We start from the raw sequence: 21,450 nt of genomic DNA, 5'->3' as shown, positions 1-21,450 counted from the left end.
TATCGCTCAGGGTGTGTAGTAGACATGGCATTGAACAATACGTTGCCGGGGCATCCGCCGGTCGCTCGGAAGCCGAAAGCCAAACAGTCATTAAAGGCAGTGCAGCCCGTGAACGTGATCAGGAAGGTCAATCTGCAAATCTCGAAGCAGCCGGCAACCCTACGCCTGATCGTTGAGGGACGGTTGCGCTCGGCAATTTCGGCCGGCGATTTCAAGCCCGGACAGCGCCTCATCGAACGCGAACTCTGTGAGCTGACCGGAGTGGGCCGAACCTCCATTCGGGAGGCGTTGCGTCAGCTTGAGGCGGAGGGCCTGATCACCAATATTCCGCATCGCGGCCCGAGCGTCAGCACGATTTCGGCGGAGGAAGCGCAGCAGCTCTATGCTTTGCGCCAGTTGCTCGAAGGTTTTGCTGGGCGCTGCTGCGCGGAACGGCGAACCCCGGAAAGCTACGCCTTGCTGGCGAGCGCGGTCGCCGAGTTCGAACGTGCCGCGCGGTCGCGCAACCAGCAGAAGCTGATCGAGGCGAAGTCGCGTTTCTACGAACTCCTCATGGATGGCAGCGGCAACATCTTTATCAAGCAGGCGCTGACCACGCTGCATAACCGCATCACCCTGTTGCGCCTCACCTCGATGACGCAACCCGGCAGGCTAAAGCGCAGCAAAGTCGAGATCCGCGAAATTCTGGCGGCGATCGAAGCGGGCGACGGCGACCGCGCGGAGGCAGCGTGCAAGCATCACATCGAGATGGCCGCCGAGGTCGCCCTCGCCTACCTCGCCCGTGCCAAGACCGCAGCCTAGGCCGACGCCCGCAATCCTAGTTTAGATCACCGGCCGCAGCCCCCTTGCGCGTCCGGTTTCAGCCTCGTAGAGTGCCGGAATGAACGTTCACTCCGAACGCGCCGCGCCGAAGGATAAGCGTCGCCAGATACTGGATGGCGCCTTGGCCTTGATCGCGGAGCACGGCTTTCACGGGTCGGGAATGGCCGCGCTGGCGAAGCTCGCTCGCGTGCCGGTCGGGACAATCTATCGCTACTTCCCCAGCAAGGAAGCGCTGATCCACGACCTCTACAAGGAGATCAAGGAACAGATGATGGCGGAAATCCTGCGAAACTTTGAACCGGCTCAGCCGATACGCGAACGTTTCTTCGCCATCTGGTCGAACCTCTTCGACTATTACCGCGCAAACCCACAGAGCTTCATCTTCATGGAGCAGTATGCGAGTTCTCCGTTCCTGCGCGAGCTTCAATCCACCATGTGGGAAACCACCCCTCAGGTGTTCAAGGATTTCTTCGAGGAAGGCTATCGGGATCAGATTCTGAAACCCTTGCCCCCAGAGATTCTTTACGCGCTCATGATCGGACCGATCATCGCCCTGACTAACGCCAACGGCGACGCGGCCCGCCCCATTTCCCAAGACATCAAGCGCGACGTGATGGTCGCCTGTTGGGATTCACTGAAGCTTTGACGCTGTTTGCGATCAACGCTTTCTAATTGGAGACGACAATGCAATATCAACAGCTCGGGACCACGGGACTTTATGTTTCGCGTCTCACCCTTGGCACAATGACCTTCGGCGGCGCCGGCACGATCTTCGGCGCGATCGGCGGCCTGGAGCAAAAGGAAGCCGACGCCCTCATCGGCCGCTCGCTCGACGCCGGCATCAACTTCATCGACACCGCGAATATCTACGCCGCCGGCGAATCCGAGGTCATCACCGGCAAAGCACTTGGCAAGCGACGCAATGATGTTGTGCTTGCCACCAAGGTCTTTGGCCGCATGGGCGAAGGCGCGAACGAGGTCGGACTGTCGCGCTACCACATCATGAACCAGGCGGAAGCCAGCCTAAAGCGTCTTGGCACCGATCATATCGATCTCTACCAGATCCACGGCTATGACAGCGTAACGCCGATCGAGGAAACGCTCCGCGCGCTGGACGATCTCGTGCGCCAGGGAAAGGTGCGCTATCTCGGCTGCTCGAATCAAGCCGCTTGGCACATCATGAAAGCCCTTGGAACGAGCGCCGCGCACAACCTTGAGAAATTCGCGTCCCTCCAGGCATACTATTCGCTGGTAGGCCGCGACCTTGAGCACGAGCTCGTGCCATTTCTTCTCGACCAGAGAATGGGGCTGATGACCTGGAGCCCGCTCGCGGGCGGCTTCCTCTCTGGCAAATTCACCCGCGACAAGGTGGGCGCGAATGACGGCCGCCGCACCGTGTTCAATTTTCCCCCGGTCGATGTGGAGAAAGGCTTCGACATCATCGAGGTCCTGCAGAAGATCGCGAAGCGCCGTGAGGCAACGGTCGCGCAGATCGCACTCGGCTGGCAGCTCCACAAGGATTATGTCACCACCGTCATCATCGGGGCAAAGAACGCGGACCAGTTGAACGACAACCTGAAGTCCGTCGACGTGAAACTAGGGGCCGAAGATCTCGCCGAAATCGACGCCGCGAGCGCGCCGAAATTGACCTACCCAGGCTGGATGTTCGCGACCTTCGGGAGTGACCGCGCCCCCGGCGCCGTCCGTGACTGGTCTAAGATGGCGAAATCGACCTTCGCCTGATCGTTCATGCTATGGGCGAGAATCGCTCAGGCGTCCGAGATGGCAGAGGTGGCGCGCATACGCTGGGCATAGACGTTGATAATCAGGGCGACCAGCAGGATCACGCCACGAATGAGGATCTTGAGAAAGCTATCGATATTGACGTGATCCAGACCGTTATTCAGCACGCCGAGAACGAATAGCCCGATGATCGTGTTGCCGATGCCACCTTGCCCGCCGAACAGGCTCGTGCCGCCGACCACCACGGCGGAGATCGAATCGAGCAGATAGGTGTCGAATTCGTCCTGCTGGGCGCTGCCGAAATAGGCGACGCCCAGCATGCCTGCCACGCCCGAGCAAACGGCCGAGATCACCATCACCGCCGAAATGATCAGCTTCACGTTAACGCCGGAATACTCCGCCGCCTCGCGGTTGCCGCCGACCATGTACACGTATCGGCCGAAGCGGGTATAGGTCAACACAATGTGGCCCAGGAGTAATGTTATACCCAGAACCACGACAATCCATGGTATCGGCCCCAGCGATTTGCTGCCTAAGGTGACGACAAGCTTCGGCACCGCATAGGCAATCTGGCCGCGCACCAGCAAAGCACAAATACCAGCGCCGATCTGCAACATCGCCAATGTCATGATGAAAGACGGGATGCCGACGCGGGTGATGCCAAAGGCATTGACCAGTCCGAGCGCCACGCAAGCCGCCAGCGCGAGCATAATGGCCGCCCAACCCGGCAGCGGGAGGTTGGCGATGTTGACGCTGGCATCCTGCAGCGTGAAGAAAGCCACGACGATGCCGATCGCATTGGCAATGCTGGCCACGCTGAGGTCAATCTCGGCGCAGAGGATAACAAAGGTCAGTCCGACCGCGATAATGCCCGTGACCGAGATCTGCGTCAGGATATTGTAGAAATTGCCCAGCGTGACGAAGGACGGGCTGGCGAACGAGAAAAACGCGACAAGGAAGATCAGGGTAACGAAGGGCGCGATGTTTCTCAGCCGCGCCCGAACCCAGGCTAAAATTCTACTGCCGCCGGCCCGTCGCTTTACCTGAATGGTGTCGTCCGCCATATCTCGCTCCCTAGGCCGCCGCCAGCAGGCGGTCCTTGCTGACCGCTTCGCCGGCGAATTCGCGCACGATGCGACCTTTCTTCATCACCAGGATGCGATCGGCCAGCGACAGCACCGTTTCCGGCTCGGTCGAGACGACAACAATTCCGATGCCTTGCTCGCGCAACCCGCGGACGATGTGCACGACATCCTCCTTGGCGCCGACGTCCATGCCGCGGGTCGGCTCGCTCAACACCAGCACACGCGGCAAATGCGTCAGCCACCGCGCCAGAGCCACCTTCTGCTGGTTGCCCCCGGAGAGCGAACTCAGCGCGCGGTCCACGCCTGGTGGCCGGATATGCAGAGTCTCGGTATGGCGGGCGGCGATCCGCCGTTCCACGGCAGGATGCAACAACAGCCGCCCGATGCGGCGGAGGATGCTGATCGAAATGTTCTTGAACACCGGCGCATCCGCAAACAGCATTGCGCGACGGCTTTCCGGAACGAAAGCGACCCCGGCGGCGCGCCCGCGCGAGGTGCTGCTGAGCTTGACCGGCCGGCCGTCGATGGTGATGCGACCGCGATCAGCCGGAAGCTTGCCGAACAGGGCGCGCGCCAGGTCGAGCTGACCAGAGCCAAGATAGCCGTAGATTCCCAGCACCTCGCCGGCGCGCACTTCCAACGACACATCTGCGTAAGCCCCGGCCAGGCTCAGCTTTTCGGCGCGCAGGATCACCGGTGCGTCGGGCTTGCTGTCGAGGAACAATGCGCCGGTGTAACTCTCCTCCAACTCGCCATGCGTATGGCCGATCATCTTCTCGATCAGCCACGGCTTATCGACCTCGGCGGTCCGCGCATCCGCCACCTTGCTGCCGTTGCGGAAGACCGTCAGGCCGTCGCAGATATCCAGAACGTCGTCGAGGAAATGGGAGATGAAGATGAGACTGCGCCCCTCATCCCGCTGCCGGCGGAGCACAGCGAACAGCAGTTGCACCTCGGGAGGTGATAGGGCGGAGGTGGGTTCGTCGAGAATGATGATGCGGGCTCCCGAGAACAGCACCCGGGCAAGCTCAACCAATTGCTGCACGCCCAGCGCCAGCGTGTCCATTTTGGCGGCTGGGTCCACGTCTATGCCCAAACGATCGAGCTGTCCGCGAGCGCCACGCATCATCGCCGGCCAATCGATGAGGCCGAAGCGGTTCGTCGGCTGCACACCGAGATAGACGTTCTCGGCGACCGAGAGACCTCGCACCGCCGAGAGTTCCTGGTGCACCATGCCGATGCCCGCCGCCAGCGCGTCACGCGGCGAGGCAAAGTGCACCGGACGGCCGTCCAGGTGCATGCTACCGCCATAGGCGGTATGCACCCCCGCGATGATCTTCATCAGCGTGGACTTGCCGGCGCCGTTCTCGCCGACAAGCCCATGGATCTCGCCGGCGCCGAGGACGAAATCGATCTCGCGCAGCGCGATCGCACCACCGAACGCCTTCGAGACCCCGCGTAGTTCCAGCAGCGGGGTCATTGGGGGCGCCTCAGATGAGGAACTGCTCCTCCATCCACATCATGCCCGGCGCATTGGCCTTGGTAACGACCGGGCCATCGGCGATGACGTTCTTCGGAATGCCGCCCGGGCCGGTCTTCTGGCCGTCGACGACCGCGGCGACGCCGGCGATCAAGGCCCCGCCATGGATGCGGCAGGAGGGGTTTCGCACCGTAGCGAGCATCCGCCCTTCCTGCACCGCGGCCAGCGCCGGCGGCATGGCGTCGCAGCCGCCGATCAGGATGCTGGTCCGGTTATGGGCCTTCATCACGTTATAGGCAGCAAGCGCCATGTCGTCATTGTGGAAATAGGCGGCATCGATCTTGGGATATTTGTTCAGCAGCGTCTCCCAGATGCGGGCGACCTTGGTGACATCCCAGTCCCCTGGCTGCGTGTCGAGCACCTTGATCTTGGGGTATTTCTTGACGATCGACTCGAAACCACGGGCCCGGCCCTGCGCGCCGGTATGACCCAGGGCGCCCTGGGTCATGATCATATTGCCCTCGCCGTTGATGGCATCGACCAGCGCCTGAGTAACCGATGCGCCCATGAACTGATTGTCCGGCGCAATGAAACTATGCACGTTGATCGTGTCGAGCGGGGCGATGAGTGTGTCCATGTCGATCACCGGAATGCCGGCATCGATCATCTTGTTCACAGGCGCGGTCAGCGTGCCAATGCCGAAAGCCTGAATCGCCACGAAATCCCACTTCTGCGAGGCCATATTGTCGATCGCCGCGCGCTGCTTGGGAGCGGAAAGCTCGCCGTCGAACCAGGTGACCTCTACGTTGAACAGCTTGCCCCAATACTCGGCCGCGCGCTTGCCCTGGGCGCACCAGGTAGCCTGCAGCCCCGCATTGGAGAAGGCTGCCTTCAGTGGCTTGCCGGAACGGCCGGCAGCCTCCGCTAAAGCGGGCGAGATGCCAAACCCCGCCATAGCGACCGTAGCCGCGCCTGCGGAGAGGCCAGCGAGTTGCAAAAACCGGCGGCGCTCGGAGCCCGCCTCGATAGTGTCATCGGTCATGACCGTTTTCCCCAGAAAGGCCGATGCTCCGTGATCGGGCACCGTGATCGTTGGTCGCCGGCCCCAGGCTAGTGCCGGGTTGGCGACATGTTGCGTCGTTAACTCATGCTAGTCTAAGTCGTTGGCGATCCACAATAAGGCGGCCGCGCTCCCTTGCGGCATGGCTCCGATTCAGAAGCAGACAATTGGCGGATCACGCAAGCCTATTCCGCGCCCACGCCGCGTTATCTTCGGGTTCAGTCGCTGCAGCCAGGGCGGACTCTCGACTATAGGAGGTTGCGAGGGGCAATCGGCGGACCGCACCGATGGTGGCGGGTCCAGACCGGAGGGTCAAGGGTGCAGTCGCGCCGCCGCCATCTTCCCGCGGCGGATAGCTGGCAAGGGCGCGTCCGGTCGGCGGCATTCATTCGTTGGAGATCTCGGCTTCGCACCCCGGGTCGTCCCCTCTTCGGGGGGAGGTAGAACCGATCGCTTGTGATCGTTTCGCTGCTTCGCCGCATCACAGGGTATTTTTATTGGATCGCTCGCGCCGGGCTGTTGTTGCGTTCCGATAAAGATGACAGAATTTCGCGAATATCCTTTCATCGTCAGCAGGAACCAGAACCTCATGAAAAAGAAACAATACTCCCGACTTCAGGAACGAGGGCCAACGCGAGACGGCCGCCCAAGATCATCTTGAGGCTGATCGAGCCCGCGTCCAGGCCATCGGCTGGTAGCGCAAACGGTAGGAACCATTTAGGCTTGATTGCGTCTCCACCGCAGCCGCGAGCGAGCCGCTTGTCCAAAGATTGTGAGCTGGAATCATGAAGAAACTCAATACCGACGCAATTCCCACGGAAAGCGGCTGCAACTACCCGCCGCCCTTCGATGCCCCCTGTCTCGGATCGACTTGGCACCGTCTCGGACGCGCCGCGGGGCTAACCGCCTTCGGTGTCAACCTCTCCCGAATTCCGCCGGGCGTCTGGTCCAGCCAGCGGCACTGGCACACCCATGAGGATGAGTTTGTCATGGTACTGGAGGGCGAGCTGATCCTCGTCACCGATAGCGGGGAAGAGACGTTCGGCCCGGGCGACTGCGCGGCCTTCAAGGCCGGCGATCGGGACGGACATCACCTGATCAACCGTTCAAACCGTGATGCGGTAATCTTGGAAGTCGGCAATTCCGACCCGGAACATGATCGCTGCGTTTATTCCGATATCGACATGGTGGCAGAACCTGGTGTCCAAGCTTATTTCCATCGTGACGGCACGCCTTATCCGCTGAACAAAGTCTAGCGCCATCATGTGGTGAAGCGGCTCCGTCTCGACGCAGCCCGATTTTCGGCGGGCTTTTTCACGCCGCTTCAAAGCCTGCGCGGATGACAAATCTCGCCGGTCCGCTCGAAATCATCCCATATGACCGTAGTTCCGTGCGACTCGACCAACTCGTCGAGCGCCACACCAGATTTCGGCCTGTCCCGTTTCATCGAGCAGTTCGAGAACGAACCGCTGTGCCTCTTGATCGTTGCGGCACTGTATTTCCAAGCCCAGCACTTTGTGGGATTGGCCATTCAGCACATAGACTAAGTAGTTGTTTGTTCCCTCCGGCTTGCAATCAACGGTTGTCCCAGACACTCCTTCGGCTGACGTCAACTCAGATCCCTCCGAGAATTTGAGCCAGCTACTCATCATGTGGATTGGATTGCGAATCAATTTTTGCAGTCTTGGCACTGGCTGTTCGAGCCGTGTCGCGGCGCTTCAGGCAAGCCTGCGTTACTCGGGTCAACGTCGCTCAATGAGCGGTCCATCTTTTTCTCGTCTCGACTATCGATAAGATTTTCGTCGATACCACTTGCTTGGAGCGAGAAATCCTAGCGCCCGTCACGCGAAAACCCTCACAACACTTACATAGCGCGGTTAGCCTTTGGCTTGCGCCACTGATGAGTCGGTGTGATATCGTTACGCTCGACCTTATTGGCTCTGCCGTTGGAAACGGAGTCTGGCGGAATATCATCGACGAGTCGGCCGACCATATGAGCCAGCCACATTAGCAGAAAGTAGTATAGCGGGGGCACCTATCGTGGCAGGCGCCCGTCTAGGCGATCTCTGACATACTCTGCTGTTGCCAGGTGGAGCAGGTTGACTGGCCGGCGCAAGCCCTTCTGGCTAGATTGTCCCGGTCGCAGAAACCAAAACTATTGCCACGGCGGCAACAAAGCCTGCATCTCTTTTGTAACTCTGCCATCATAAGGCTGCCCGAAATCGCTACTCCGACTTTCTCGCTGTTGGGAGACCTCCGCGGAGGATTTGATCCAATGTTGGAGCATTGACGTCAAATTTTGGATCGCCCCATGTTGAAGCCACAAGAAGTCATCCGAGCCTTTATTGATCGTCTCCAAGCAGGCGAACTCATTGAGGTGGGGATGGGCCCCGACGATGACTGGTTTCTCGCCAGATTAACTGGGCACGAGTTGAGTGAGAGACTGTGGATCGACGAAGAGGGATTAGATCTCGCACTCCAGATTGTCGACGAGCTAACCGCAAAAGGGGAACTGGAGCGCGATTTGTTTTGCTCTCGCTTCAAAAGGCCCAGCGTCATGGGTTGGGCGCAGGCGACGCTCTGAAGCGCCTCAAGCTCTAGCGAAGAATGCGCCAAGCTCGTCGAAGCTGCTCGTCCAACCCCCGTTCATCGATACCATATTGGCGGCGAAGGTCCGGAGCTCGATTTCAGTGGCATTGAGCGGCGTCCAGGTCAGCGTCACGCGTGTGCCTGTTCGCCCCTCCGCAAAGACTACCGTGGTCAGCATTTCCAGAGGCCAGTTGCCCTCGAAAAAGGCGCCCGAACGACATTGGCGTGCTCGTCGGAGAAGGAGTGCACCCAGACCAGTCGCGAAAGTGGCGTTAAATCAGCCGACGCTTCCGCGCTCTTTGCCATGACTAGTCCCCTCCCTTGTCGTTATTGGTTGCAGTCAGAAACTCATCGAGGCGATCGAAGCTGTCGTCCCATAGGGTACGGACGTGCTCGAACCACGTGGTCACCTCATTCAGCGCTATGACGTTGAGGTGGCGAGGGCGCGACTGCGCCGCCTGCCCGCGCTCGATCAGCCCAGCGCCCTCAAGTATCCTGAGGTGCTTGGATATCGCGGGCTGAGTGATCGGGAATGGCTTCTGAAGCTGCGATACGGTTGCATCGCTTTTCGCCAGACGAAGCAGAATAGCGCGACGCGTTGGATCGGCCAGCGCGGCGAATTTGAGGTTGAGCGATTCTTCCATTTCCATCCGGTTATATAACCATTCGGATATGGAAGGGCGCAATACCTTAGCGGCGCGGTTTATCGCCCAGGATGGTTAGGCCGCCGCACCTTTCGTGCCGATCTTGTCCAGGCCGGCCATGGCGTCCTGCGGCAATTCGAGTTCGGCGGCCGCGAGGTTTTCCCGCAGGTGTCCGATCGACGATGTGCCGGGGATCAACAGGATGTTTCCCGCGCGGCGGAGTAGCCAGGCGAGCGCGACCTGCATCGGTGTCGCACCGAGGCGCGTCGCCACATCGCTAAGCTCGTTCGACTGCAGCGGGGTGAAGCCACCAAGCGGGAAGAACGGCACGTAGGCGATCCCCTCGGCATCGAGCTGGTCAATCAGGTGGTCGTCCTCCCGATGGGCGAGATTATACTGATTCTGCACGCAGACGATCTCCGCAATGGCGCGACCCTCGGTAATTTGCTTGGCCGTGACGTTGCTCAGGCCGATATGGCGAATAAGCCCTTGCCGCTGAAGGTCGGCGAGCACCGTCAGCGGCGCTTCGATCGAGCCCTCGGCAGGACCGTGAATGCCAAACATGGAACGCAAATTAACGACATCGAGCACGTCCACCCCTAGATTGCGAAGATTGTCGTGAATCGCGCGCGTCAAATCCTCGGCCGAGAAAGCGGGGTTCCACGAGCTGTCCTCGCCACGCCGCGCCCCGAGCTTTGTGACGATCACAAGATCCTCCGGATAGGGATGGAGCGCCTCTCGGATAAGCTGATTCGTGACGTGCGGGCCGTAGAAATCGCTCGTGTCGATATGGTCCACCCCTGCCGCTACCGCCTCGCGCAGCACGGCAAGTGCGCCGTCGCGATCCTTCGGTGGCCCGAAGACGCCTGGTCCGGCGAGTTGCATGGCGCCGTAACCGAGGCGATTTACGCTGCGCTTACCCAGGGAAAATGTTCCGGCTTTGCTGGTATCGACCATGCGATGTCTCCTTTGATCGATCGTGCATGTAGACAGCTTCGCCCTGCGCGATAATAGGTCTCAATCGGCACAGGCTGTTCGGAGTGGCGAACAATGACGGCAGACCTCAGCGACCTCGCCGCGTTCATGGCGGTTGCACACGCGGGCGGGTTTCGCGATGGCGCGCGGGCGAGCGGAACCAGCGCCTCCAGCCTCAGCGAAGCCGTACGGCGGCTTGAGGTCAGGCTCGGTGTTCGCCTGTTCAACCGCAGCACCCGCAGCGTCGCGCCTACCGAGGCTGGCGCACGCCTGCTCGAGCGGCTCGGTCCCGCTCTGAGCGAAGTCGAAGCGGCGCTGGACGTGGTGAATCGCTTCCGCGACCGGCCGGCCGGCACGCTCCGCCTGAACGTCCCGGTCAGCGCCGCCCGGCTCGTCTTGCCCGCCATCGTGCCGCCCTTCCTCGCCGCCTATCCCGATATCCAGCTGGAAGTGGTCGCCGAGGACGACTTCGTCGATGTCCTGGCGGCGGGCTGCGACGCCGGTATCCGCTACGACGAGCGGCTCGAGCAGGACATGATTGCAGTTCCGATCGGGCCGCGCAGACAGCGTTTCGCGACAGCGGCATCGCCGGCCTATCTCGATCGGCACACGCCCCCTGACCATCCTCGCGATTTGCTGGAGCACATCTGTCTGCGCGGTCGCTTCACGAGCGGCGCGATGACAGCCTGGGAATTCGAGCGAAACGGGGAGATCGTGCGGGTGGACCCGAGCGGTCCGCTCATCGTGCGCGCCGGTGCAGCCACCGACCTTGCCGTGGACGCAGCCTTGGCCGGCACGGGCATCATTCACCTCTTCGAGGACTGGCTCCAGCCGTATCTCGGAAGCGGAGCCTTGCTTCCGGTTCTAGAACCCTGGTGGCAAGCCTTCTCAGGGCCGTTTCTTTATTACCCAGGGCGCCGCCACCTGCCCGCACCGCTCCGCGCCTTCGTGGATTTCATCGCCACGCATCGTCCGCCGCTTTGTATTTCGGCATCGCCAAAAAACTGACGGGCAAGCGCTGGCACCTAGTCCCTATCGCTCCTCCAGCCTGCCATGCTCTTACGCCGCATCGTGAAAGATGATCCCAAGCGTATGGCGGCGTCCCTCCCGAACCTTGCTGACGCCATGACGAAGTGCCACGCGATAGTCGCCGCGTGAGCCGCGTACCGGCCGGCTATTGACCGCGAACAGCACGGCGTCGCCCTTGGTGAGCGGCACGACGGCTGGCTTTGTCTGCATCCGCGGCCGCTGCTCGGTGAGCACGAATTCGCCGCCCTGGAAGTCCCGTCCGGGTCCCGACAGCAGCGTCGCGATTTGCAGCGGAAAAACATGCTCCCCGTAGAGATCCTGATGCAGACAATTGTAGTCTTCCGGACCGTAGCGCAGCAGCAGTGGCGTCGGCCGCGTCTGTCCGGCGCTGTGGCAGCGATCGAGAAACGCTTGATGTGTAGCCGGAAAGCGCACCTCGATTCCCATCCGTTCGTGCCACCGGTTCGCGATGGGCGCGAGGTGCGGATAGAGATCCGAGCGCAGATCCTGAATGATCGGCGGCAGCGGGTAGGAGAAGTAGCGATATTCACCTTGCCCGAAGCCATGCCGCGCCATAACGACACGACTGCGAAAGCCGTCCTTGGAATCATAGAGCGCCGCGATACGGTCGCAGTCCGCGTCACTCATGAGACCAGCCAGGACGGCCCAGCCTTGCGCGTCGAGATCGGCGGAGACGGTGGCCCAATCGATGGACAATGGCCGCGCGTCCAAAGCAAGAACGCTCATGCTGCGGCCTCCATTTGCAGCAGCCGCCGCTTGCGGCCCACACCCCAGCGATAACCCGAGAGGCTGCCGTCCGCTTTGATCACCCGATGGCAGGGTATCGCCACCGCGAGTACATTCGCCGAACAGGCCGCACCGACCTCTAGCGCCGTCATAGGCATTGGCAAGGTTTTCGCGATCTGGCCATAGGTGCGGGTCTCGCCGGCCGGTATCGCACGCAGCGCCGACCAGACGGCACGCTCGGCATCCGATCCGCGGATGTCCAACGCAGCATCCAACGGTGTGCGCGGATCGCTCATCACCTTGATGACGCTGACGAGCGCATCTGTGACCATCGCCTGATCTTCGGCGAAATCGGCGCCGGGAAAGGTAGCGCCCAGTTCGTGACGGAGGCGCATCTTGTCATCGCCGACAAGAATGCAAGCGATGCCGACGCCGCTGACGGCGACCAGGACTGTGCCAATAGCCGTCTCGCCGAAGCCGTAATGCAACACGTCGTTTAAAGTTATTGCCATGATTCTACTCCTGATTCGCGAAAACCACCATCGCGCCTAAGCCGATGCGGCTCACTCCGAACCTTGCTTTCAATGTAAAGAAGCCGGCGGCTGGTCAGGCCGCAACCGACTCACGCGAAAGGAGCGCGCGCTTGCGCTCGACGCCCCAGGCATAGCCCGACAGCGCGCCGTCGTTGCGGACGACCCGATGGCAGGGGATTGCCACCGCGATGTTATTGGCCGCGCAGGCACCGGCTACCGCGCGCACCGACTTCGGCGATCCGATCCTCGCGGCGATCTCGGCGTAAGAGGCCGTACGCCCAGCCGGGATTTCGCGCAGCGCCTGCCAGACGCGCTGTTGGAATGCGGTTCCGCGAACGTCGAACGGAAGGTTGAGGCCCAGCCTAGGCGCCTCCACCAAACCGACCACTTGCGCGACGAGCTTCTCATAGTCCCGGTCGCCGCCAACAAGTCGCGCCTTGGGAAAGCGATCCTGCAGATCCTCAGCAAGCAGGTTGGGATCGTCCCCGATCAGGATCGCCGCAACGCCCTTCGCGCTGGATGCCACAAGTATTGCGCCGAGCGACGACTCCCCGATGGCAAAGCGGATCTCCTCGTTCGTTCCGCCAGCCTTGTATTTGGTCGGCGTCATGCCGAGCATGCTCGTCGATTGCTCGTAGAATCTTCCGCTCGAGTTGAAGCCCGCGTCGTAGATCACCTCGGTGACACTGTGATTCTTGTCGAGTCCCTCCCGGACCCGCCCGGCCCGATGACCAGCGGCATAGCCCTTGGGGGTCAGGCCAGTGACGCTCTTGAACAGGCGGTGAAAATAACTGGGGCTGAGTTCGACTGCTTGGGCAAGCGCGCCCAACGAAGGAACCTCTTCGCTCTGCTCGATCAGACGGCAGGCCTTGGCGACAATCGCCGCGTTCTCGGCATCTAGCGACAGCCCATCGGGATTGCAGCGTTTGCAAGCCCGAAAACCCGCTGCCCGCGCGTCTTCAGGCCTGTCGTGAAACCGGACATTCCTGCGATTGGCCTTACGCGAAGCGCAGGACGGGCGGCAGTAAACGCCCGTGGTCGCCACCGAATACCAGAATTGGCCATCAGCGGTCTTGTCACGCGCCAGCACGCGCTCCCATCGCAGGTCGGCGGCCGGGACGCTGCGATCGGTCTTCTCCTTTAAGGTCGTTTCCATGATCCGTCTTTCACCTGGATGACTATGCCACGACCCTGATCAATATCTCTCGGCGCTACACTCCGGCTCTTGCTTTCAAATCCAACAATGCCGAAGCGATATCACCCGCGAAGGCTCTGCTCAGTGGCCGATCTGGCCGACGTGGTATCCCAGCCGGGTTTCGACATCCCCGGGGCGATGAAAGCCGCGCTCCATCAAAGTCTTGATCCTCGCCCGGGCGGCCGGGCGCGCGACGGAGGTAAGAAATGCATCCCACTCGGGCGCAATCTCAGCGTCTGGCGGCAGGCTCGCGATATTAACCAAACGTTTTGTTTCCGCGATGGCCTGCTTGTCGAAAGAGGCGATGCGCGTTGCAAGTGCATCGACGAATGCATCGAGTTCGGCATCCGGCAAGGCACGATTGACGTAGCCGTAAAGCTCCGCCAGATCGCCTGGAATATCATCTGCGCCAAGCAGAACTTCCAACGCCCGTCCACGGCCGATCAGCCGGGGCAACCGTGCCATCGGCCCACCGCCTGGCACCAGCCCGGCACCGACTTCCCATTGCGACAAGATGGCCTTCTCCCGACTTGCGAAACGCATGTCGCTGGCGAGCGCAAGCTCGCTGCCGACCCCGGTGGCGCGCCCGCGTATCGCGGCGATCGACACCACCGGGGCACGGCTCAACCGGACCAACATGTCAGGAAGCTGCTGCAGGCCTGTTGGCCCCGGGGGCAAATCCGTCGTGTCTTCAGGCTTGGCGAGAAAGTCGTAATGGGTCAGGAAGAAGCCGTCGACGGCGCTGTCGAAGACGACGACCCTCACCTCTTCATCCGTTTCGAGCGCCGTGACTATTTCATTCAACTGCGGAAGAGACTGCGGGCCGAAGATATTCAGGGGGGGAATGTCGAGCGTCACCCTCCAGTAGAATGACGAGTGTCGAGTGAGGCGAATCTGCCCGGAGGTCGATGAAGCTGCCTCAACCTGAACCACGTTAAATCTCCCCGAAAAGGACTAAGCGGGTTTCCCTGTGACGCGAGTGAGTAACGCCTTAGCTGCGGCGGTCGAGGATGCAGGGTTTTGCCCGGTCACCAGACGATCATCGACGATTGCAAAACTTTCCCAATCGGCCGCCTTCTCATAGAGACCGCCCAGCCGCTTCAACTCATCCTCGACAAGGAAGGGCACAACTTTGGTGAGCTGTACAGCTTCCTCTTCACCATTGGTAAAACCCGTCACGCGCTTGCCCTTTACAATTGGCGCGCCTTTGTAGGTAACCCGATGCAGTACTGCAGGTGAGTGGCAGACAGCCGCAACCACTTTGTCGGAATTGTAGAAGGACTCGATCAAGGCGATTGAGACGGGATTATCAACAAGGTCCCACATGGGGCCGTGACCACCTACATAGAAAATCGTGTCGAAATCTTCTGCTCTCATATCGGCGAGTTGGGAGGTTTTAGAGAGCGCTGTTTGCGCCGCCTTGTCCTGTTTGAATCGCGTCATGGCGGAGGTTTGATTTTCCGGCAGATCACTCTTCGGATCGATCGGCGGCTGCCCACCTTTGGGTGACGCAAGCGTCAGCTGCACACCGGCATCCTTGAAGACAAAATACGGGGCCGCGAATTCTTCAAGCCAAAAGCCGGTCTTCCGGCCGGTATTGCCGAGCTGATCATGCGACGTTGTCACCATGAGTATTTTCATGTCTTTTCTCCGTTGTTCTTGGTTTTGTACATCCCGATGAATCGGCAGGCGCTTGAGGATCTCAGCAGAGGCCTGGAAGACTAGCTAGTGCACTATGGTATCGCCGATACTTAGGTATCGACTGGACGCGAAGTTGATGTCGCCAGCGCCCGTTCCCCTTATTTCGCGGGCAGAAACTCTGTGCACGCTAGCGCTGTTCATATTACCCGGTCGTGCCTTGATGGTCGAGAAGCGCCACATTTCCCCAAGCCCATCAGGCCTGACGCATGAGGCCAGGTTCCAGGTCATCCACCCAACACCGTATCGGGCTTGCCCACGGCACGGCACCAGTTCCGTTGCAGCTTTGGGATTCGTGTCCGCCGGCCTTTTGAGGTTTGAGGCGACCTCGCTGCTGGACCAGGCACGATCGCAGGCGATGGGCAACGCCGCCAACAGCAGCCGCTTGGCGGCTAATTCTCTGCACTTCTCAACCGCTTGAAGCGCACCGCTGGTGGAGGGGGTTGGATTTGAACCAACGTAGGCGTTCACCAACGGATTTACAGTCCGTCCCCTTTAACCACTCGGGCACCCCTCCAGGGTGGGAGGGCGATTTCCCTCATTCGCCGCCCGTTGTCAACGACAGGCACAGCTTTCTCCCGGCACGCCTATGTGGCGGCCAGGAAGCGCCTATAATGGCGGGATGAAGCCCCCTCGCCCCTCGCGCCCACACGGCAGCACCCCGCGCCCGTCACAACCCGGAACGCGCCCGCCGCGCGCCGATCATGCCAACCCCGGCTTTGGCCCAAGGCGCCCGCAGGATGCCCCGCGGCCGCGCAACGCCGGCGGGACTGGTGGCAGCGGTGGCGGCTCCAGAGCCGAGCAGCCGCGCGGCGAGTTTCGCGACCGGCAGGACACACGGGACCCCCGGCGCCCTCAGGCCGACCGCGCGAAATCAGGCCCACGCCCAGGAAAACCCGCGCCACATGGCCAGCGGCAAGCCGCCCATTCCGACAAGCCCACCCCGCGCCCTGACCGGACTCCGTTCCACGCTGAGAAACCCGCCCGCGCCACCGAACGCGTATACGAACGTCCTGTCCGTGCCGCCGAGGCGAGTCCTACGCCCGCCCATACCGCTGCTCCTCACCCTGCACGTTCGTCGGGCGCCGCCGCGCCACGTGGAACGGTTTGGCTCTACGGCCTCCATGCGGTTCAGGCGGCGCTCACTAACCCCGCGCGCAGGCTGCGACGGCTGGTGACGACGGAGGAAGGCGCCACGACGCTCGCCAGTCGCCTGCCAAGGCCGTGGTCCGTAACACCGGAGACGGTCGATCGCGCCCGCCTCGATGGCCTTCTCGGGCGGGATGCCGTGCATCAGGGCGTCGCCCTCCTCGCCGACCTGCTTTCGCCACCCGTCCTCGCCACCGTGCTGGAGCGGCCGGGACCCATCCTGGTGCTCGACCAGGTGACGGATCCGCGCAACATCGGGGCGATTCTCCGCTCCGCCGCGGCCTTCGGCGTCGCCGCCGTCATCCTCCAGGAACGTCATGCGCCGGAGGAGACAGGCTCGCTCGCCAAGGCCGCCTCAGGCGCGCTTGAGAGCCTGCCGCTGATCCGGGCCGTGAACCTCGCGCGCACGCTGGTCGTGCTCAAGGCCGCCAACTACTGGGTCGTTGGGCTGGATGCCGAGGCACCCGCGAACCTACACGGTCCGGCCTTCAACGAACGGAAGGTCGCCTTGGTGCTGGGCGGCGAGGGCGCCGGCCTCCGCCGCCTCACCCGCGAATCCTGCGACGAGTTGGCGAAGCTGCCGATGGCCGCTGGGGCGGAGAGTCTCAACGTCTCCGCCGCCGCCGCCGTGGCGCTCTACGAGCTGCAAAGGCGGCCGTAAGAACCGCCTCACGTTGCGCTAAAGCGTGATTGCTGGGTCTAAACCGTGAGCCAAAGATCCGTCATGGCACGCGGGGCGGCCCCCCGCGCGCCATACACGCCTTGCTTCGTCACGCAGCGAAGGCGTGGATGATCTGCCTTCGCCGAGCATGACGTGATGGAATGGTCTCGGGTCAAGCCAAAGCCATCCCACCGCTAAAGCGCCGTGTAGCCACCGTCGATGAAGATCGTCTCGCCGTTGATCATGTCGGAGGCGGTGGCGCACAGGAACAGCACGACGTCGCAGACCTCGACCGGCTGAGCCACGCGCCCCGCCGGGATCTTCGCCACCATCGGCCCGAGCTTCGCCGGATCGCCCCAGACCTGCTCGGCCATCGGCGTCAGCGTCACCGTCGGACAGATGGCGTTGGACTGGATGTTGTGCGGCGCCCACTCCGCCGTCATGACCTTGGTCAGCCCGTTGAGCCCGTTCTTCGACGCCGCATAGGCACCATGCTCGGTCAGAGCGACCGAACTCGTCTGCGAACTCACATTGACGATCTTGCCGCGTTTCTGCGCGATCATCGCGGGCACCAGCGTGCGCGCCAGCAGCCAGGGCGCCCGCAGGTTTACCGCCTGGATGAGGTCCCATTCGTCGATGGTCTGATCGACCAGCATCTTGGGGAAGCTGACGCCGGCGTTGTTGACCAGGATGTCGATCGTGCCCCAGGCCTCCAGCGCCGCGCGCCCGACCCGCTCCGGCTCCTCGCGCTTGCCCAGATCACCCGGCAGCTTGAGGCATTTGCGCCCGTTGGCCTCCACCTTCGCGGCGGCGGCGGCCAGACCCGCCTCATCCCGCGCGACCGCCACGATATCGGCGCCGGCCTCGCTCAATACCGCGCAGAGCTCGATGCCGATCCCGCGCGAGGCGCCCGTTACCAAGGCCTTGCGGCCAGCGAGGGAAAAACGCTGCTTCACATCCATCTCGCGCGCCTCAGAAAACGATCTGCGTCTTGACGACCTCGGGCGAGCCCTGGGCCGCGAACTCAAAAGCCTCGACCGACTGCTCGAAGGGGAAGGTGCGGGAGATCAGCGGCTTCACATCCACCTTGCCGGACGCCAGCAGGGCGATTGTGCGCGGATAGACATTGGCATAACGGAACACCGTCTCGATCCGCGCCTCCTTGATCTGCGCCGACACCACGTCGAACTGTACCGGGCCGGGCGGCATGCCGACCAGCACCACCGCGCCGCCGGGCGCCACCAGATCGAAGATGCCGTTGAAAGCGCGCGGACTGCCGCTCGCCTCGAAAACCACATCGGCGCCCCAGCCTGCGGTCACTTCCTTCACGCGATCGGCGGCACTCGCCTCGGAAACGTTCACCGTGCGAATCCCGTCATAGCCGGCGGCGATCTTCAGCTTCTCCGGCTGTACATCGGTCATGATGATCTCGGAGCAGCCCGCGGCGAGGGCCGCCAGCGCCACCATCATCCCGATCGTCCCGGCCCCGATGACGACGGCGACTTGCCCCGGCAGGATATGCGCCTTGTTGACCGCCTGCATGCCCACCGCCAGCGGTTCGACGAAGGCGCCCTCCTGGAAGCTCACATTATCCGGCAGCTTGAAAGTGAGGTTCGCGGGGTGGATGACCTCGGGCGCCAGGCAGCCATGGATCGGCGGCGTCGCCCAAAACCGCACCGCCGGATCGAGGTTATAGAGCCCAAGCTGCGAGGCGCGCGAGGTCCAGTCCGGGATCCCTGGCTCCATGCAGACCCGGTCGCCAAGGGCGAGGTTCGACACCCCGGCCCCAACGCCTATCACCTCGCCCGCGCCCTCATGGCCGAGCACCATGGGCTCGCGAACGACAAAGGGGCCGATGGCGCCGTGCAGGTAGTAATGGAGGTCGCTGCCGCAGATACCGACCGCCTTCATGGCGATCTTTACCTCGCCCGGGCCAGCCTCCGTCGGCAGCTCGATCTCGCGCAGTTGCGCATCACGGATCTTCTCGAGCACCAGCGCTTTCATGACGATTCCCCTCATCCGGCGGGCGATCGCGCCCGTCCTCTTCGAGGTTCATCATGGACCCGTGAGAGGGCAGGCGCCAAGCGGGCCTGCCCTCTTCTCGGCGACGCAAGCTATCAAGCCAGTCTGATCAGCCCGCGGTCTTGGGCGTCACAGCCACGAAGATCGGCTGTCCATTGCGTAGGATGCGGAGCGCCAGCGCATTGCCGTTGGTCTTGATCGCCTGCCGGATGGCCTGCGCCGCCTGGTCGGGCGAACCCACGTTGCTGCTATTGACGCCGAGCACGACGTCACCCTGCTGTAGCCCCGCCTGATCGGCCGGAGAATTCGGCACGACCTGGGCGACAACCGCGCCATCGGTCCCGTCCGGCACGCTAAGCTGATCGCGCAGGCTGGGGGTCAGCGGCGCCAGCGCCAGCCCAACCCCGCCGCGATGGGCGTTCGGCTGCTGGTTCTGGGCGTTGTTCGCGACGCGGGTCTTGAGTTCGGCGACCTGTGCCGAAATGTCCTCGGCCTTGCCATTGCGGATGATGTCGAGCGCCGCCTTGTCACCCGGCACGATGCCGGCGATCTCGACCGCGAGGTCACGCGGATTGTGGATGACCGTCCCGTTCACGCTCTCGATCACGTCGCCGGGCTGCAACCCGGCCTTCTGCGCCGGGCTATTGGGCTCGACCGCCGCGACAAGGGCGCCGTTCAGCGGACCCTTGCCGTCGCCGGGCAGCCGCAGCGCCTGGCTCATCGAGGCATCGACCGACTGCGCCGAGACGCCGAGGAAGCCGCGCGTGACATGGCCGACCTTCTCGATCTGCGCCACAACCGACTTCACGGTGTTGGACGGGATGGAGAAGCCGATGCCCACGCTGCCGCCGCTCGGCGACAGGATCGCGGTATTCATGCCGACGACCTGGCCGGACTGGTCGAACAGTGGCCCGCCGGAATTGCCCTTGTTGATGGGGGCATCGACCTGCAGGAAGCTGTCGTAGGGGCCATCGCCGATATCACGGCCTTCCGCCGACACAATGCCCGCCGTTACCGTCCCGCCGAGACCGAAGGGATTGCCCATGGCGACGACCCACTGGCCGGTCTTCACCTTGCTCGAGTCGCCGAGCTCGATGAAGGGCAGCTTGTGGTCGGCCTTGATGCGCAGAACCGCGACATCAGTGCTGGGATCGCGCCCGATCACCGTCGCCGGCAGCTTGGTGCCGTCGGCCAAGGTGACGGTGACCGTCTTGGCGCCTTGCACCACGTGGTTGTTGGTCACCACGGTGCCGTCCTCGTCGATGATGAAGCCAGAGCCTGCGGCCTCGACCATCTGCGGCCGCTGACCCTGCATGCCGCCGCCGCCGGGACCCTGAGGCATCATGTTGAAGGGGAAAGGCAGCGGGAACGGGAAGGGCGAGGCCTGCGGACCACCGCCACCCTGATCCGGGCCAGCGCCCTGATCACCGCCGCTGCTGTCGCTGTCATCCGTAGCGGCACCCGGCGCCAGATCAGACAGCACGGTCACCACGGCCGGCTTCACCCGGCTGGCGAGTTCGGTGAAATCGGGCAGGACCTGGCCGGCGCCCACCGGCGGCTTGCTGACATCCTCGGCGAAGGCGCCATGGCCCAGCCCATAGCTGCCGAGGGCCGTGGCGGCGAGTAGCGCGATAGCGAGCGAGGACCGGCGTAGCGTGGAACGGCGGGCGGGCATGAGCGTCGTCTCCTATGGTAGCGAATCGGCACCTTCATGGCACCGTCAGGATCATCCTGTCGCCACACATAGGGCAACGCGCCCGATCGTTACTCCTTCGAGATCGTGAATAGCGCGTCATCTAGGCTCACTTCGGCTCGCAGGGCGGTCTATCCGCGTCTGCCCCTTGACTTGCGGGGCGGCGCATTGTGTCTAGCGCGGCTCGGTCGAGCGTGCAGGGGCGTAGCTCAATTGGCTAGAGCGCCGGTCTCCAAAACCGGAGGCTGTGGGTTCGAGACCCTCCGCCCCTGCCAAACGGCCCGCGCCGCCCGGAAATCCGTCCGGCCGGCGCATTTTTCTTGAG

At 62.6% G+C, this 21,450-nt stretch carries 20 protein-coding genes, 2 tRNA genes and 1 pseudogene; 8 read left to right on the top strand and 15 right to left on the bottom strand.

From position 1 onward, the window contains the following. The first annotated feature begins 108 nt into the window (after positions 1 to 108). The 3 genes from GSQ83_RS28985 (at position 109) to GSQ83_RS28975 (ending at position 2,565) form a co-directional block, all read left to right on the top strand. Positions 109 to 801, top strand: a complete 693-nt coding sequence (locus GSQ83_RS28985) for a GntR family transcriptional regulator (RefSeq protein WP_216850618.1) — start codon at positions 109 to 111, stop codon at positions 799 to 801. Between the two features lie 79 nt (positions 802 to 880). Beyond that, positions 881 to 1,468: a TetR/AcrR family transcriptional regulator gene (locus GSQ83_RS28980; RefSeq protein ID WP_256367143.1), complete on the top strand. Its 588-nt coding sequence runs from the start codon at positions 881 to 883 to the stop codon at positions 1,466 to 1,468. Between the two features lie 38 nt (positions 1,469 to 1,506). Beyond that, complete coding sequence (locus GSQ83_RS28975; protein WP_158806538.1) at positions 1,507 to 2,565, top strand: aldo/keto reductase; 1,059 nt, start codon at positions 1,507 to 1,509, stop codon at positions 2,563 to 2,565. A 26-nt stretch (positions 2,566 to 2,591) separates the two neighbouring features. On the opposite strand, the gene GSQ83_RS28970 is transcribed toward GSQ83_RS28975, so the two are convergent. The 3 genes from GSQ83_RS28970 to GSQ83_RS28960 are packed head-to-tail and all read right to left on the bottom strand — an operon-like array spanning position 2,592 to position 6,172. Next, a complete protein-coding gene (locus GSQ83_RS28970) occupies positions 2,592 to 3,629 on the bottom strand; it encodes an ABC transporter permease (RefSeq protein ID WP_158806536.1) in 1,038 nt (345 codons plus the stop codon). A gap of 10 nt (positions 3,630 to 3,639) precedes the next feature. Further along, complete coding sequence (locus tag GSQ83_RS28965) at positions 3,640 to 5,130, bottom strand: sugar ABC transporter ATP-binding protein (protein ID WP_158806534.1); 1,491 nt, start codon at positions 5,128 to 5,130, stop codon at positions 3,640 to 3,642. 10 nt (positions 5,131 to 5,140) lie between these two features. Next, on the bottom strand, positions 5,141 to 6,172 hold the full coding sequence (locus tag GSQ83_RS28960; RefSeq protein ID WP_158806532.1) for a sugar ABC transporter substrate-binding protein: 1,032 nt from the start codon (positions 6,170 to 6,172) through the stop codon (positions 5,141 to 5,143). A gap of 803 nt (positions 6,173 to 6,975) precedes the next feature. On the opposite strand from GSQ83_RS28960, the gene GSQ83_RS28955 reads away from it, so the two are divergent. Next, positions 6,976 to 7,446, top strand: a complete 471-nt coding sequence (locus GSQ83_RS28955; protein ID WP_158806530.1) for a cupin domain-containing protein — start codon at positions 6,976 to 6,978, stop codon at positions 7,444 to 7,446. 1,055 nt (positions 7,447 to 8,501) lie between these two features. Continuing rightward, complete coding sequence (locus tag GSQ83_RS28950; protein ID WP_158806528.1) at positions 8,502 to 8,774, top strand: hypothetical protein; 273 nt, start codon at positions 8,502 to 8,504, stop codon at positions 8,772 to 8,774. Positions 8,775 to 8,780: 6 nt separating this feature from the next. Here GSQ83_RS28950 and GSQ83_RS28945 read toward each other — a convergent pair whose 3' ends face one another. From GSQ83_RS28945 to GSQ83_RS28935, 3 genes are read right to left on the bottom strand one after another with little or no spacing between them, the layout of a single operon-like run. Beyond that, a complete protein-coding gene (locus tag GSQ83_RS28945; protein WP_371418099.1) occupies positions 8,781 to 9,032 on the bottom strand; it encodes an SRPBCC domain-containing protein in 252 nt (83 codons plus the stop codon). 55 nt (positions 9,033 to 9,087) lie between these two features. Further along, positions 9,088 to 9,465: a helix-turn-helix transcriptional regulator gene (locus GSQ83_RS28940; protein ID WP_254065971.1), complete on the bottom strand. Its 378-nt coding sequence runs from the start codon at positions 9,463 to 9,465 to the stop codon at positions 9,088 to 9,090. A 33-nt stretch (positions 9,466 to 9,498) separates the two neighbouring features. Next, positions 9,499 to 10,380, bottom strand: a complete 882-nt coding sequence (locus GSQ83_RS28935) for an aldo/keto reductase family oxidoreductase (protein ID WP_158806524.1) — start codon at positions 10,378 to 10,380, stop codon at positions 9,499 to 9,501. 93 nt (positions 10,381 to 10,473) lie between these two features. Between GSQ83_RS28935 and GSQ83_RS28930 the strand changes: the two genes are divergently transcribed. Then, positions 10,474 to 11,406, top strand: coding sequence for a LysR family transcriptional regulator (locus tag GSQ83_RS28930; protein WP_158806522.1), 933 nt, complete (start codon positions 10,474 to 10,476; stop codon positions 11,404 to 11,406). Positions 11,407 to 11,457: 51 nt separating this feature from the next. Here the strand turns inward: GSQ83_RS28930 and GSQ83_RS28925 are convergent, their stop codons facing one another. The 6 genes from GSQ83_RS28925 to GSQ83_RS28900 all read right to left on the bottom strand — a co-directional run bounded on the left by GSQ83_RS28925 (position 11,458) and on the right by GSQ83_RS28900 (position 16,117). After that, the gene (locus GSQ83_RS28925) at positions 11,458 to 12,174 is read right to left on the bottom strand and encodes a 2OG-Fe(II) oxygenase (RefSeq protein ID WP_158806520.1); all 717 of its coding nucleotides are present in this window, start codon (positions 12,172 to 12,174) and stop codon (positions 11,458 to 11,460) included. Then, positions 12,171 to 12,686 (bottom strand): methylated-DNA--[protein]-cysteine S-methyltransferase, encoded by a 516-nt coding sequence (locus GSQ83_RS28920; protein WP_158806518.1) that lies wholly within the window; start codon positions 12,684 to 12,686, stop codon positions 12,171 to 12,173. The genes GSQ83_RS28925 and GSQ83_RS28920 overlap by 4 nt, the downstream gene beginning before the upstream one ends. A gap of 94 nt (positions 12,687 to 12,780) precedes the next feature. Next, positions 12,781 to 13,863, bottom strand: coding sequence for a bifunctional DNA-binding transcriptional regulator/O6-methylguanine-DNA methyltransferase Ada (ada, locus tag GSQ83_RS28915; protein WP_158806517.1), 1,083 nt, complete (start codon positions 13,861 to 13,863; stop codon positions 12,781 to 12,783). Between the two features lie 120 nt (positions 13,864 to 13,983). Next, complete coding sequence (locus GSQ83_RS28910; protein WP_158806515.1) at positions 13,984 to 14,835, bottom strand: enoyl-CoA hydratase/isomerase family protein; 852 nt, start codon at positions 14,833 to 14,835, stop codon at positions 13,984 to 13,986. A 21-nt stretch (positions 14,836 to 14,856) separates the two neighbouring features. Then, positions 14,857 to 15,543, bottom strand: coding sequence for a type 1 glutamine amidotransferase domain-containing protein (locus tag GSQ83_RS28905; RefSeq protein WP_158806513.1), 687 nt, complete (start codon positions 15,541 to 15,543; stop codon positions 14,857 to 14,859). A gap of 488 nt (positions 15,544 to 16,031) precedes the next feature. Next, positions 16,032 to 16,117, bottom strand: a tRNA-Tyr gene (locus tag GSQ83_RS28900). A 501-nt stretch (positions 16,118 to 16,618) separates the two neighbouring features. On the opposite strand from GSQ83_RS28900, the pseudogene rlmB reads away from it, so the two are divergent. Further along, positions 16,619 to 17,410 (top strand): annotated as a pseudogene (gene rlmB / locus GSQ83_RS30810) (23S rRNA (guanosine(2251)-2'-O)-methyltransferase RlmB); the annotation flags it as partial. A gap of 194 nt (positions 17,411 to 17,604) precedes the next feature. Here the strand turns inward: rlmB and GSQ83_RS28890 are convergent. The 3 genes from GSQ83_RS28890 to GSQ83_RS28880 all read right to left on the bottom strand — a co-directional run bounded on the left by GSQ83_RS28890 (position 17,605) and on the right by GSQ83_RS28880 (position 21,107). After that, positions 17,605 to 18,372: an SDR family NAD(P)-dependent oxidoreductase gene (locus GSQ83_RS28890; RefSeq protein ID WP_158806509.1), complete on the bottom strand. Its 768-nt coding sequence runs from the start codon at positions 18,370 to 18,372 to the stop codon at positions 17,605 to 17,607. 10 nt (positions 18,373 to 18,382) lie between these two features. Then, on the bottom strand, positions 18,383 to 19,414 hold the full coding sequence (locus tag GSQ83_RS28885) for an NAD(P)-dependent alcohol dehydrogenase (protein WP_158806507.1): 1,032 nt from the start codon (positions 19,412 to 19,414) through the stop codon (positions 18,383 to 18,385). 127 nt (positions 19,415 to 19,541) lie between these two features. Then, positions 19,542 to 21,107, bottom strand: a complete 1,566-nt coding sequence (locus GSQ83_RS28880; protein ID WP_158806505.1) for a Do family serine endopeptidase — start codon at positions 21,105 to 21,107, stop codon at positions 19,542 to 19,544. Between the two features lie 216 nt (positions 21,108 to 21,323). On the opposite strand from GSQ83_RS28880, the gene GSQ83_RS28875 reads away from it, so the two are divergent. Then, positions 21,324 to 21,400, top strand: a tRNA-Trp gene (locus GSQ83_RS28875). Positions 21,401 to 21,450: the final 50 nt, after the last annotated feature.

The organism is Acidisoma sp. L85 (assembly GCF_009765865.1).
Classification (GTDB): domain Bacteria; phylum Pseudomonadota; class Alphaproteobacteria; order Acetobacterales; family Acetobacteraceae; genus Acidisoma.
This window is presented reverse-complemented; position numbering and strand designations above follow the sequence as displayed.